Annotated in this window: 12 protein-coding genes; 4 read left to right on the forward strand and 8 right to left on the reverse strand. The window is 59.4% G+C overall.

What is annotated here, in order from left to right:
- The 4 genes from kdpB to BLR72_RS18275 form a co-directional block, all read right to left on the reverse strand.
- Positions 1 to 1246: potassium-transporting ATPase subunit KdpB (kdpB, locus tag BLR72_RS18260; protein WP_139202555.1), on the reverse strand; the 1246-nt coding region annotated here is incomplete at its 3' end.
- On the reverse strand, positions 1243 to 1416 hold the full coding sequence (locus BLR72_RS22550; RefSeq protein WP_175492403.1) for a hypothetical protein: 174 nt from the start codon (positions 1414 to 1416) through the stop codon (positions 1243 to 1245). The genes BLR72_RS22550 and kdpB, both read right to left, overlap by 4 nt.
- Positions 1417 to 1427: 11 nt before the next feature.
- Positions 1428 to 3131 carry a potassium-transporting ATPase subunit KdpA gene (kdpA, locus tag BLR72_RS18270; protein ID WP_091950870.1) on the reverse strand — a complete coding sequence of 568 codons (1704 nt, stop codon included), beginning with the start codon at positions 3129 to 3131 and terminating at the stop codon, positions 1428 to 1430.
- A gap of 19 nt (positions 3132 to 3150) precedes the next feature.
- Positions 3151 to 3240 (reverse strand): K(+)-transporting ATPase subunit F, encoded by a 90-nt coding sequence (locus tag BLR72_RS18275; protein WP_081815899.1) that lies wholly within the window; start codon positions 3238 to 3240, stop codon positions 3151 to 3153.
- 413 nt (positions 3241 to 3653) lie between these two features.
- Here BLR72_RS18275 and BLR72_RS18280 point away from each other — a divergent pair, with 413 nt between their 5' ends.
- The 4 genes from BLR72_RS18280 to BLR72_RS18295 all read left to right on the forward strand — a co-directional run bounded on the left by BLR72_RS18280 (position 3654) and on the right by BLR72_RS18295 (position 7257).
- Positions 3654 to 5081: an FAD-binding oxidoreductase gene (locus tag BLR72_RS18280; RefSeq protein ID WP_091950872.1), complete on the forward strand. Its 1428-nt coding sequence runs from the start codon at positions 3654 to 3656 to the stop codon at positions 5079 to 5081.
- 88 nt (positions 5082 to 5169) lie between these two features.
- Entirely contained in the window at positions 5170 to 5685 is a 516-nt protein-coding gene (locus BLR72_RS18285; RefSeq protein ID WP_091950874.1) for an OsmC family protein, read from the forward strand.
- Between the two features lie 92 nt (positions 5686 to 5777).
- Complete coding sequence (locus BLR72_RS18290) at positions 5778 to 6128, forward strand: hypothetical protein (protein ID WP_091950876.1); 351 nt, start codon at positions 5778 to 5780, stop codon at positions 6126 to 6128.
- A 151-nt stretch (positions 6129 to 6279) separates the two neighbouring features.
- Positions 6280 to 7257, forward strand: coding sequence for a hypothetical protein (locus BLR72_RS18295; protein WP_091950878.1), 978 nt, complete (start codon positions 6280 to 6282; stop codon positions 7255 to 7257).
- A 33-nt stretch (positions 7258 to 7290) separates the two neighbouring features.
- On the opposite strand, the gene BLR72_RS18300 is transcribed toward BLR72_RS18295, so the two are convergent.
- From BLR72_RS18300 to BLR72_RS18315, 4 genes are all read right to left on the reverse strand, one after another.
- Positions 7291 to 7533: a hypothetical protein gene (locus BLR72_RS18300; protein ID WP_036814624.1), complete on the reverse strand. Its 243-nt coding sequence runs from the start codon at positions 7531 to 7533 to the stop codon at positions 7291 to 7293.
- A 293-nt stretch (positions 7534 to 7826) separates the two neighbouring features.
- A complete protein-coding gene (locus tag BLR72_RS18305; protein WP_091950879.1) occupies positions 7827 to 8873 on the reverse strand; it encodes a glutamine synthetase beta-grasp domain-containing protein in 1047 nt (348 codons plus the stop codon).
- A 284-nt stretch (positions 8874 to 9157) separates the two neighbouring features.
- A complete protein-coding gene (locus tag BLR72_RS18310) occupies positions 9158 to 12271 on the reverse strand; it encodes an efflux RND transporter permease subunit (protein WP_091950881.1) in 3114 nt (1037 codons plus the stop codon).
- Entirely contained in the window at positions 12268 to 13518 is a 1251-nt protein-coding gene (locus BLR72_RS18315; RefSeq protein ID WP_175492404.1) for an efflux RND transporter periplasmic adaptor subunit, read from the reverse strand. Before BLR72_RS18315 ends, BLR72_RS18310 begins: the two co-directional genes overlap by 4 nt.
- Positions 13519 to 13566 lie beyond the last annotated feature (48 nt).

A 13566-nucleotide genomic window follows, 5' to 3' on the forward strand; every position in this document is an offset into this window, starting at 1 on the left:
CGACAGCTGCAACTGAAGCTACGGTCGACTGGTCGACATAGGCGAGCACGGCATCAACTGCACCCTTGCGGATCGAGGAGCCGTCGATATCGACGCCGCTCATGCGGCTTTGCGCCGTGAACGGCACGAAGTCGGCGTGCAAGGTCTGCATGTCGCGGGCGCGGATACCGTATTTTTCCTTGGCGAGGATGACGATCGAGCGGCCTTCGGGCGTCTCGTCTGCAAGCGATGCGAGTTGCGCGGCGTCGGCAAGTTCTTCTTCGGACACGCCCTTGACCGGGAGCAGTTCGGTTGCCTGCCGGTTGCCGAAGGTAATGGTGCCGGTCTTGTCCAGGAGCAGCGTATCGACGTCGCCCGCCGCCTCGACAGCACGCCCCGACATGGCGAGGACGTTGAAGCGGACAAGGCGGTCCATGCCGGCAATACCGATGGCCGAAAGCAACGCGCCGATCGTCGTTGGTATGAGCGTCACGAACAGCGCGACAAGCACCACCACCGGAATGGCGCCGCCGGCATAGGAGGCAAAGCTCGGTATGGTCGCAGTTGCGAGGACGAAGATCAGCGTCATGCCGGCAAGAAGGATATTGAGCGCGATCTCGTTCGGGGTCTTCTGGCGTTCGGCGCCTTCGACAAGCGCGATCATCCGGTCGAGAAAGGTCGAGCCGGCCGCAGCGGTAATGCGCACCCTCAGCCAGTCCGACAGCACCTGCGTGCCGCCGGTGACGGCGGAACGGTCGCCGCCGGACTCGCGGATGACCGGGGCCGACTCGCCGGTGATCGCAGATTCGTTCACCGAGGCGACCCCCTCGATGACTTCGCCGTCGGAAGGTATGATATCGCCAGCCTCGACGAGGACGAGATCGCCGACTTTAAGGCTCGTGCCGGGCACCAATTTGAACTTGGTGTCCTTTTCGCTCGAAAGTAGCTTGGCCTGGGTTTCGGTCCGGGCCTTGCGGAGCGAATCCGCCTGCGCCTTGCCGCGCCCTTCCGCGACGGCCTCGGCAAAATTGGCAAAGAGCACCGTGAACCAGAGCCAGAGGATGATCTGGAAGGTGAAGCCGAGGCTTTCGCTGCCCGATGCAAGATCTTTAAGAAAGAGAACCGTGGTCAAAGCCGAGACGACGGCAACAACGAACATCACCGGGTTGCGGGCAAGGCTGCGCGGGTCGAGCTTCTTGAAGGCGCCGCCGATGGCCGGCAGCAGGACGGACGAGTCGATGAGACTCGGAGATTTGGACTGGCTCATGAGTGACTCCAGCTGTGAAGATGAATGAGGGCATATGCAGCGAGCCAGATCAGCATCGTCATCAGCGTCATGCCGAGAATGATGTCCGAGGCGCGCACGCGCTTGGCAGCACCCCGCGCCAATTTCTTGGCGCGGGTCTGCGGGTTGAATTGCAAGTAACCGTGACGCATGGCGGGCTCCATCAGAACGTCTGGCCAAGGCCGAGGGCGAGGTGTTCGACGATCGGGCCAACGGCGAGTGCCGGAAAGAAGGTGAGACCTCCGACGATCAGGATGACTCCGACCAGGAGCCCAACGAAAAGCGGGCTGTGCGTCGGGAACGTTCCGGCGGATTCAGGAACCGTCTTCTTCGTCACGAGCGAACCTGCGATCGCCAATGCGGGAATGATGACAAAGAAGCGTCCGACCCACATGCCGATGCCAAGCGTGACGTTGTACCAGGGCGTATTGCCGGTGAGACCGCCGAAAGCCGAGCCGTTGTTGGCGGCCGCCGAGGTATAGGCATAGAGGATCTCGGAAAACCCGTGCGGACCGGCATTTGCGACCGAGGCGACGGCCGAAGGCAGGACGCTGGCGGCGGCGGTGAAGCCGAGCATGGCGAGCGGCAGGCACAGTACGGCGAGCATCGCCATCTTGACTTCCTTGGCCTCGATCTTCTTGCCGAGATATTCCGGCGTGCGTCCAACCATCAGGCCGGCAATGAAGACGGCGATTATGACGTAGAGCAGGATGCCGTAAAGCCCGGCGCCGACGCCGCCGATGACAACTTCGCCAAGCATCATGTTGATGAGCGGCACCATGCCGCTGATCGCCATGAAGCTGTCGTGCATCGCATTGACCGCGCCGCAGGAAGCGGCCGTCGTTATCACGGCAAAGAGCGCCGAAAGGACGATGCCGAACCGCGCCTCCTTGCCTTCCATGTTGCCGCCGTCGATGCCGAGCGCGTGAACGAGCGGGTTGCCGGCGGCTTCGCCCCAGTAGCAAATGACGACGCCGACGAGGAAAAGAACGCCCATCGCTGCGAAGATCGCCCAGCCCTGCCGCTGATTGCCGACCATACGGCCGAACACATTGGTGAGCGCCGCGCCGATGGCAAAGATGGTCACCATCTGGATGAGGTTAGAGATGGCATCGGGGTTTTCGAAGGGGTGCGCGGAATTGACGTTGAAGAACCCGCCGCCATTGGTGCCGAGCATCTTGATGGCAAGCTGCGTCGCAACAGGTCCGACCGCAATCGTCTGCTTCGCGCCTTCGAGCGTCGTCGCGTCGATATAGCTTCCAAGGGTCTGGGGCACGCCGAGATAGACGTAAACCAGCGTCAGCACCACGCAGATCGGCAGGAGCACGTAGAGCGTGCTGCGCGTCATATCGACCCAGAAATTGCCGACGGTTTTGCCGGACGCACGAGCAAAGCCGCGGATCAGCGCGATGGCGATAGCGATGCCGGTGGCAGCCGAAACGAAGTTCTGCACGGTAAAGCCGGCCATCTGCACGAGATAGGACATCGTGCTCTCGCCGCCATAGTTCTGCCAATTGGTATTTGTGACGAAGCTGACTGCGGTGTTGAAAGCGAGCCCCGGTTCCGTTGCGCCCATGCCGGCGGGGTTGAGCGGCAACACGCCCTGCAGGCGCTGCAAGGCATAAAGCAGGGCGAAACCGGCAATATTGAAGAGCAGAAGCGCGACCGCATAGGTCAGCCAGTGCTGCTCCTCGCGCTCATTCGTGCCGGCGAGGCGGTAAAGGCCTCGCTCAATAGGCACCAGGACAGGCGATAGCAGTGTTCGCTCGCCGCTAAAAACGCGCGTCATGTAACCGCCGAGCGGTTTGACGAGCACAATGATGATCCCGCAAAAGACGAGAATCTGTATCCATCCGTTGATAGTCATGAATTCAGCTTTCCAAGCCTCAGAAGCGCTCTGGGCGAACGAGGGCGTAGGTGAGATAGGCGAGCAGGAAGAGGGTCACCGCGCCGCCGAGAATATAGTCGAGGGTCATCTCGCGCTCCTCCAGTCAAAGACTGTCGCAGGCTTTGGTATAAGCCAGCGAGAGGACGATCAGCACCACGCCGACCCCGAGAAAGATCAAATCCATCGCAGATACTCCTTGCTATCCATGGACCCGATCAAAGCAGTCAACCCATGGATAAGGTTATAAAATCTCAATCAGCGACGGCCCCGGCAACTATTGCCGGAGCTCTCCTGACGGCGCGGAGTATGACTCTTTACGAAATAGGAATTCGAGACGGCGTCAGCCGCAGACGTATAAGGATTCTATAAGGAACGCCCGGCACAAGGGGGCGCCAGCACCGGGCGACCAGTACAGTTCCAGAACTTGCGGTAATGCCGATGGGGGATCAAACTCCGCATCGAAGGGCAGGAATGCGCTTCCCGCCCAACGGAGGACTGATCATGAACGATTTGGGCTTATCTACCCTGGAATCCGGCAAGAAAAATATCAGTGCCAGTGCAGTCGAAGCGCTCGCCGCGCAAATGCGCGGGAGCCTTATTGGCGAAAAGCACGCTTCCTATGACGAAGCGCGGTCGATCTGGAATGGCATGATCGACCGGAGGCCCGGCCTCATCATTCGATGTGCCGATGCAAACGACGTCGTCAATGCGGTGCGTTTTGCGCGGGGGGACGGTTTACTCGTTTCCGTCCGCGGCGGCGGGCACAACATAGCCGGCAGCGCCGTTTGCGACGGCGGCGTGGTGATTGACCTGTCGCAGATGAAATCCGTGCAGGTCGATGCTGCGGCGAAGCTTGCGCGAATCGAACCGGGCGCCACATTAGCCGATGTCGATCGAGAAACCCAGGCCTTCGGACTGGCTGTTCCCACCGGCATCAACTCCACCACCGGTATTGCCGGGCTGACACTCGGCGGCGGTTTTGGCTGGATCACCCGCAAGTTCGGCCTGACTATCGACAATCTCCTTTCAGCCGACGTCGTAACCGCTGATGGCGAACTTGTGCATGCGAGCGAGGCCGAGCACCCCGACCTTTTCTGGGCCCTGCGTGGCGGCGGCGGAAACTTCGGCATCGTTACCGCCTTCGAGTTTCAATTGAACAAGGTCGGACCCGACGTCCTCGCCGGACTCGTCGTGCATCCTTTCGCCGATGCCGAAGCCGTCCTCAAGGAATACCGGGCCGCGCTCGAAACGGCGCCAGACGAACTCACCTGCTGGACAGTCATGCGGCAGGCGCCCCCGTTGCCGTTTCTTTCCTCCGAATGGCACGGCAAGGAGGTGCTTATACTCGCCATGTGCTATTGCGGCGCAGTGCAAGAGGGAGAACAGGCGACAAAGCGGCTGCGCTCGATCGGCAAGCCGATTGCCGATGTCGTCGGCCCGGTGCCCTTTGCCGGTTGGCAACAGGCTTTCGATCCACTGCTTGCGCCAGGCGCGCGCAACTATTGGAAGAGCCACGACCTTGCCGAACTGTCGGATGCCTCGATCAAAGTCTTGACCGAAGCCATACGAAATCTTCCGGGTCCCGAGTGTGAGATCTTCACCGCCCATGTTGGCGGAGCCGCTGGCCGCGTCCCCCTTGAGGCAACGGCGTTTCCGCAACGCAACTCGCACTTCGTGATGAACGTCCATGCGCGCTGGCAAACACCGGAAATGGACAAAGCGTGTATCGGATGGGCGCGTGGCCTCTATGACGCCATGAGGCCGCATGCGACTGGAACGGCCTATATCAACTTCATGCCCGGCGATGAAGTTGACCGTGTCGAGGAAGCTTATGGCAGCAACTACAAGCGCCTCGCCGCCATCAAACACCGCTACGACCCGCAGAACCTCTTCCGGATGAACCAGAACGTGAAGCCGAAGGCGAGTTAGGCTGTCAGTAGTAAAGGGCGAAAGACGGCCGCACTGCCGTCTTTCGCAACTATGCTATGTTGAGACATCCGAACCAGGGAGACCAATCATGGATGCTGCTCAACTGCGCGCAATCCAGGCGCCCATCAAGGATCGCTACCGCGCAAACCCCGAGGACGCTTTCATCACGCTTAAAGCGCAAGGGAGCATCGACGACCAGAACATAGCCTGCAAGGTGGAAACAGGGCGGGCGCTCGCCGTCGCGGGGCTGCACACGGCCACTGGCGGCAGCGGCATGGAGCTTTGCTCAGGCGACATGTTGCTTGAAGCCCTCGTGGCCTGCGCCGGCGTAACTCTCAAGGCCGTGGCCACGGCTCTTGAAATTCCCTTGAAATCCGGCAGTGTCGCGGCAGAAGGCGACCTCGACTTCCGTGGCACGCTCGGTGTCGAAAGGGACGCGCCTGTCGGCTTCAAGCAAATCCGTCTCGTCTTCGATCTCGACACCGATGCGCCGCAAGACAAGCTGGATCAATTGCTGAAGCTCACCGAACGCTATTGCGTGGTGTACCAGACCATTCGCAACGGACCGGCGGTTGAGATCACGCTCCGGCATAGCCAAGGTTGAGCGGCACCCTCGCCTGCCAACAATCTGCTGGTGCACTTTGAGCCAAGACATGTCAAACTCTCGGCGCAGCAGTCTATGGGGGAGAGACGAACATGCGTGGTGCAGGTGCACTCATTCTGTTAGCGACATTTGCGATGGCCGGATGTCAGTCGACAACTGGCGACGATGCGAACGCAGTTCCCGCATCGACCCTGCCGCCCGGCATGGCGGCAACCGCGACAGTGGGAGGTGGTGGTGCGCCTACAGACCTTGCCGATCTCGTTAACAAGCCCGCCAAGTCAGCCGCAAGCCAGATGACGGCACGTGGCTACGCCTCCGTGAGCTTCCAGGACAATACGGCTTACTGGTGGAACGCGAGGACTCAAGTCTGCGCCAGCGTCGTCACCGCCAACGGCAAATTCCAGTCGATAGGAACGGCGACAGCCCGCTTCTGCGGTCAGTAATCCATCTCCAGTCCAGGTCGATCGTCGCCATGGGAAACAGGTTGGCGCAAGCGCGGACCTGTAGAAGTGGACGCGGCAAAGCGAGGCATTGCCGATCACAAATGGCAGGCGCAGAGTGGCGACTCGCCAATCCAGAGATGCGGTAACAGTCATGGAAGAATGGGATCCGGTAGTCGTCAAAATGCTCAGCATTTTTATGCCGACTGCCTTTGAAGGGCGAGCGTCGATCAAACGACATTCGCGCTTCGTGCACTATACGACCGCAGCAAACCTCTTCCGCATTCTCGACAGGCAGCAAGTCTGGTTTCGAAATGCAAGGTGCATGAATGACGATGGTGACACGGAATACGCGGCCGCAAAGGTTCAGGAATGGCTGAACGATAGCAGCCGCACCGCGCAACTCGCGCAGACGCTCGAATTCTGCATGCCCGGCATCTGGCAGGACGGGGTAAAGAAATTCGAGCTGTGGCTGCCGCGATTGCGCAACGAGACCTATGTCTTGTCCGTTGCCGAGCACGATCTCGAAGAGCACTCGACCGGTCGGCTATCGCTGTGGCGGGCCTTCGACGACGAGGAAGTCGCCGTTGCCGCCGTCGTGAACGTCGCGCCATTCATACAAATGACCGATGCACTGCAGGCATATCCCGGCCCGGTGACCTACTGGACCAACAAGCAGTTTGACGACGAGTTCAAACTTGTGGCCCACCGTGTCGCTTCGAACCGGGATTTTCTGGCAAAGCTCAGCAAGGGTGCGCTCACGGAAGTCGTGTTCCTAATGCTGCTTTTCGCAGTGACTTGCTGGAAGCATCCGGGCCTGCGTGATGAGCGCGAATGGCGCGTTCTGACCAATCCCTTGCTCTGGCCTTCAAAACGGCTCTTCAAGACGCACGAGGTTATCGACCGAATCCCGCAGCCCGTCTACGCCTTGCCGCTGAAGAATGACCCGGGCAACCATTTGACCGGCATCGAGCTGCCCGAACTAATCGACCGCATCATTATCGGACCAACGGATCAGGCAGGCCCCATCCGGGATGCGATCATTGCGAAACTGGCTGAGATTGGCGTGAATGACCCGGATTCGAAGGTTGTTGCCTCCGGCCTGCCATTGCGCACCAGCAAAATGGGCTGATCAGTGCAGGAGGGTCGGCCTCGGCCTGCCAACTTACCCTTGGCTTCTCCCAAGGAGCCGGGAGACCCGCACTTCGACCGAAATAGCCACATCCTCACGACGTGCAAGCGCGAGGTCATCGATGACTTCCATCATGGCTGAAAGGATTTCGTCACGATGCCAACCGGCATCGCACGCCCTGCCGACGAGTTCGATCACCTCGTCCTCAATCGCCAACTGACACTGATGAAATCGCGCCGGATGGGTGCGCGGGCGTTGCGGCCTTTCGATGGTCATCGTCAGTTCCCCCCAAAGTTTAACAGCACGCGTTCCAGCATGAGCAGCGCATCGCCGGGAAGTGCCTCTTTGGGTTTTAACGTAGCGCGCACCCACGCGTCTATCCATATGCGATTTTATTCGTCGCATCACGATTCAGTCAACGCGCCGAAGCGGCGTTGCCGAGTGGGGTCTTGGGGCGCCGTAGCCAATTTGCTCCGGTTTCGCGCATTATGTGATCGACTTTGTTCGGGATATCGAACAGTCTGAAGCAATGTCACGGCGCAGCAAACCGCCGCGCCGTGACAATGGATTTATTCCGCTGCGGCGAGCCGCTGCTCGATTTCAACCGGAACCGAAGCGATCGTCTTGAGGATCTGAGAAGCGATCTCGTAGGGGTTGCCCTGCGAATTCGGACGGCGATCTTCCAGATAACCGCGGTAGCCGCTGTTGACGAAGCTGTGCGGAACGCGGATCGAGGCACCACGGTCGGCAATGCCGTAGCTGAACGTGTGGATCGACTGCGTTTCGTGCTTGCCCGTCAGGCGCATGTGGTTGTCCGGGCCATAGACGGCGATGTGATCGGCGCGCGCCGCTTCAAATGCTGCCATCAGGTCCTCGAAATACTCCTTGCCGCCGACTTCGCGCATGTAGGTGGTCGAGAAGTTGGCATGCATGCCCGAACCGTTCCAGTCCGTATCGCCGAGCGGCTTGCAGTGCCATTCGATGTCGATTCCATACTTTTCCGTCAGGCGCAGCATCAGGTAACGTGCAAGCCAGACTTCGTCGGCAGCCTTCCTGGAGCCCTTTCCGAAAATCTGGAATTCCCACTGGCCCTTGGCGACTTCGGCGTTGATGCCTTCATGATTGATGCCGGCAGCAAGGCACACATCGAGATGTTCTTCAACGATCTTGCGGGCGACGTCGCCGACATTGCTATAGCCAACGCCGGTATAGTACGGACCTTGCGGCGCCGGGTAACCGGCTTCCGGGAAACCGAGCGGACGTCCGTTTTTGTAGAAGAAGTATTCCTGTTCGAAGCCGAACCAGGCGCCGTCATCGTCGAGGACGGTTGCGCGCTTGTTGGAAACGTGCGGTGTGACGCCATCTGGCATCATGACTTCGCACATGACGAGAACGCCGTTCGTGCGCTCCGGATCCGGATAAACGGCAACCGGCTTCAACACGCAATCCGAGCTGCGGCCTTCGGCCTGATTGGTGGAGCTGCCATCGAAGCCCCAGAGAGGAAGCTGTTCAAGCGTGGGGAATTCCGCGAATTCCTTGATCTGCGTCTTGCCGCGAAGATTCTGTACCGGTTCGTGACCGTCGAGCCAGATGTACTCGAGCTTGTATTTTGTCATTTTGCGTTCTCTCACACGTAATTTGCCTAGTGATCCTGCCGCAAGCGTCTCGTTGATTTGGGCGCGACTTGCTGGATGATTCCATTAAAGCAATTTGTGTGCCAACTGACGCGATGGGTGTGGGGCGCCGGGCAAAATCGAGGAATCGCCGGTTTCGTTTGAACGGCTCACGCCCGCCGACGACCCGATGCCCTTTCGTCGATGACATATATATCGGCCTACGCTCAAAAATTCGACACGTAAGGGCGGCGATTTGCCTATGTTTTGAGCAGGTTGCGGGGACGTTACTCTGCTGCCTCGGCAACAGGGGCGCTACGCGACAGCCGCTTTGCGGCCTTGCCGAGAAGCCGCGACAGGTCTTCCATATAGAGGAAGATCACCGGCGTGATGAACAGCGTAAGTATCTGGGAAACGATGAGGCCGCCGACGACCGCGACACCGAGCGGCTGACGCAACTCGGAACTTGCGCCTGCACCGATCGCGATTGGAATTGTGCCCATCAATGCAGCAAGCGTCGTCATCATGATAGGCCGGAAACGGACAAGGCACGCTTCGCGGATGGCATCAAGCGACGTTTCGCCCGCCCTTTGCCGGACCAGCGCGAAGTCGATCATCATGATGGCGTTTTTCTTGACGATACCGATCAGCATCAGGATGCCGATGATGGCGATGACGCTGAGGTCGTAGCCGAAGAGCTCGAGTGTGGCCAGCGCGCCTGCGGCAGCAGCGGGCAGTCCGGTCAGGATGGTCAGCGGGTGAACGAAGCTCTCGTAGAGAATTCCCAGCACAATGTAGATCGTCAGAATCGCCGCGCCGACAAGCAAGCCCTGATTTGCCAGCGATTGCTCGAACACCTGGGCCGTTCCCGTAAAGGTGGAGGTTATCGTCGTTGGCACGCCGAGCTGCGTCTTCAGCGTGTCGAGTTCCTGTATTGCCTGACCGAGCGACACGCCCTGCGGTAGGTTGAACGAGATCGTGACTGCGGGGAGCTGGCCGAGCTGGTTGACTGCAAGGAGACCCGTGGTGCGCTCCACCCGGGCGAAGGCAGAAAGCGGAATGAGCTTGTTGGTCGTGGTCGAGCGGATCTGCATCTGGTCGAGCTTGTCCGCTGTCCACGGAATATCGGGGTCAAGCTCGACGATGACCTCGTAGCTGTCGCCTGTGGCGAAGATGGTCGATGCCTGGTTCGTGCCGAACGCGTAATAAAGCGTATTACGAAGCTGGTCCGAATTGATGCCGAGCAATTGTGCCTTGTCGTGATCGATGACGAGGTTGGCCTGGAGGGCATTGTTCTGCAGATTGCTCGACACATCCACGAATGTCTGCCGCTCCTGCTGCATGGCAAGCAGCATTTTTTGAGACCAGGGATAGAGGTCCGTCGAACTGACACTCTGCAGCACATATTGATACTGTGCATTCGAGGATACGCCGCCGATACGCAGGTTCTGCACCGCGACGGGATAGCTGGTAATGCCCGGAATTTTTGCCAGCGTCTGCCGCAGGTCACGCAGGAGTTCTTCCAGCGGCATCCGTTCGGACTTCGGCTTCAGCTCCACGAACAGCCGCCCCTGATTGAGACTGGCGGAGTTGAAACCGCCGCCTACGCTGGAAACCACATGGGCAACATAGGGACGGCCGGATACGGCACTGGCCACCTGCTTTTGCAGTGCCACCATCGCATCATAGGAGATGTCCTGCCGTGCTTCCGTCGAGATCGATAATTGTCCAATGTCTTCGGTCGGAAGGAAGCCTTTGTTGATCGTCGAAAAGAGATAGACGGTGGCGACAACGGTCAGAAGGAAAACGACAAGGATGACTGGACGGGCACGCAGGCAAATGTCGAGCAGGCGTCCATAGCCTCCTTGAACGGCGTCGAATACGCGTTCGGTCAGCGGTGGCTTCTTCTTTTCCGTCTCGTTCTGGTGGCCGCGCAAATGACTGCAGAGCATCGGCGTCAGCGTGAGCGATATGAGAGCCGAGGCGCAGATCGCGACTGTGACAACGACCGCGAATTCATTGAATATGCGTCCGACGACGCCGCCCATCAAAAGGATGGGAATGAACACCGCCACCAGCGAAGTGGTGATCGAAATAATGGTAAAGCCGATCTCCTCGCTGCCCTTCAGCGCCGCTTCGAATGGGGGCATCCCCTCTTCGATATGCCGGGTTATGTTTTCAAGCATGACGATGGCGTCGTCGACGACGAGACCCACCGAAAGTGTCAGACCCAGAAGCGAAATATTGTCGATGGAAAAGCCGAGGACATACATCGCCCCGAGCGTGGCGATAAGCGACAGGGGAACCGCGACGACCGGTATCAGCGTCGCGGAGAGCCGGCGCAAGAAGACGAAGATCACCAGTATGACCAGGGCAATCGTCAGAAGCAGGGTGAACTGCACATCGGAGACGGCCTGGCGGATGGATGCCGAACGGTCGTTGACGATGTGGATACTGGCCGATGGGCCGAGATCCTTTTCGAACTGCGGCAGGATTTCGCGCACGCGGTCCACCACGTCTACTGTATTGGCGCCGGGCTGCCGGAACACGGCCAGCACCAGCGACGGCTTGCCGTCATAGCGGCTTTCGGTCTGGGTCGTCGCCACCGAATCGATGACGCGCGCAACATCGCCGAGCCGCACCATCTTCCCGTTGGGCGCGGCAACGATGATCTGACGGAAAGTATCAGCGTTTTCCGCTTGGGTATTGGCCTGGATCGCCATTTGCTGCGTCGGGCTCGATATGGTGCCTACCGGAGCAATCGAGTTTTTAGCCGCCACCGCGGTGGTCAATTCGTCGAGACCGATGCCGCGCGCCGTGGCCGCATTGGGATCGACTTCGACGCGCACCGCATATTGCTTGGTACCCAGGACCTGGACTTCGCCAACACCGCTGATCGTCGAGAAAGCCGGCGACATGACATTCTCGGCGTAGTCGTCGAGTTTCGAAAGCTGCATCGTGTCGCTCTGCAGCGCGACGAGAACCACCGGTGCATCGGCGGGATTGGTCTTCCGGTAGCTCGGCGGGGTCGTCATATTCGGCGGCAGGCGGCGGAGCGTACTGGCGATCGCCGCTTCGACATCGGCTGCGGCTTGGTCGATGTCGCGGTTGAGATCGAATTCGAGCGTGATCTGGGTCGAGCCAAGCGTGCTTGTCGAACTGATCGTCGAAATGGCCTGGATCGTTGAAAACTGCTTGATGAGCGGCGTTGCGACCGCGTTGGCCATCGTATCGGGCGATGCACCAGGCAGTTTCGCCGAAACCGTTACGATGGGAAAATCGACCTGCGGCAGCGCCGCAACCGGCAGGAACTTATAGGCAAATATCCCCGAAGCTGCGAGTGCGACGGATAATAATATCGTCGCAATCGGCCGCCGGATGAAGAGTGCAGAAAGATTCATTGGGCGGCCTCGACGGGCAGCGCCTTGTTGTCACTGCCAGGGTCTGGCACGGGGGCTGCTTGCGCCTCCTTCGTCGTCGTTTGCACAGTCGCCCCGTCCTGGAGGTGCAATTGGCCGTCAACCACGACCTGATCGCCAGGCTGGATGCCCGACGCGATGACAGCGGTTTCGCCTACGGTATTGGCGAGCGTCACGTTCTGCATAGCCACTTTCTTGTCGGGATGGACAAGGAAGACAAATGAGCCGCTATTGCCCTGCTGCACGGCGATAAGGGGGACAGTCGTCGCGTCCTTCTGCAGACTGAGATCGACAACGGTTTTCACATATTGCCCAGGCCAAAGCGCACCATCCTCATTGGCAATATCGGCCTTGAGGACGATGGTGCCGGAGGCGGTGTCGACGCTGGAATCGATGAAGTTGAGCGTCCCGGTCGCGATAACATCATTGCTGCCCGGAAGCTTTATCTTGACGGACGCCGGATGACTGGCGACCGCCGCCCGCAACGCCGGCAAATCGCTTTCGGCAAGCGTGAACGCGACGCGCAGCGGAGCCATGCGGGTGATCGTCAAAAGGTTCGTCGTATCGGCAGTACGCACCAGATTGCCGACGGAGGTATTGACGACCCCGACGCGGCCGTCGATCGGAGCCTTGATCGTCGTATAAGAAAGTTGGACCTGATCCGCCGCGATTTGCGCCTTGTCCATATCGATCGTCGCCTCGATGACCTTTACCGCGGCATCCGCCTGATAGGCTTGCTGGTCCGTACCCACACGTTGCTTGGCAAGATCCTGCGCGCCCGAAAGATCGAGTTTCGCCGACACGAGGCTGGCTTCATCCTTCGCAAGCAAGGACTGGTCCTTGGCAAGCGTTGCATTGAGCGCTCGATCGTCCAGTTTGAAAAGCACGTCGCCGGCTTTGATCATCTGGCCATCGATGACGTGCTTTTCGACGACGACGCCATCAATCTGCGGGCGAACCGCGACGGTCTCAATGGGCTCGATCGACCCGACGACCGTTTTCGTAACCGGAACGTCCTCTTTTTTCGCCTCTGCAACCACGACGAGTGGCACGATCGCATTGCGCTTCTTTGTCTGCGCCTGTGCATTGCCCCCGCTTGCGGAGAGCGAGCCTGTCGGCATTGCGCCCTTGTCCGGTGCAGAGGCACGAAGCGAGAGTTCGGGATAGGCGAGAAAATAGCCGACGCCGATCATGACCGGAATTGCGATCACAAGGCCTATACGCTTCATGACGTGTTCTCTTTCTCGAACTCTATCGAACATGTCAGAACTACCCCT

The organism is Phyllobacterium sp. YR620, from assembly GCF_900104165.1.
Classification (GTDB): Bacteria; Pseudomonadota; Alphaproteobacteria; order Rhizobiales; family Rhizobiaceae; genus Phyllobacterium; species Phyllobacterium pellucidum.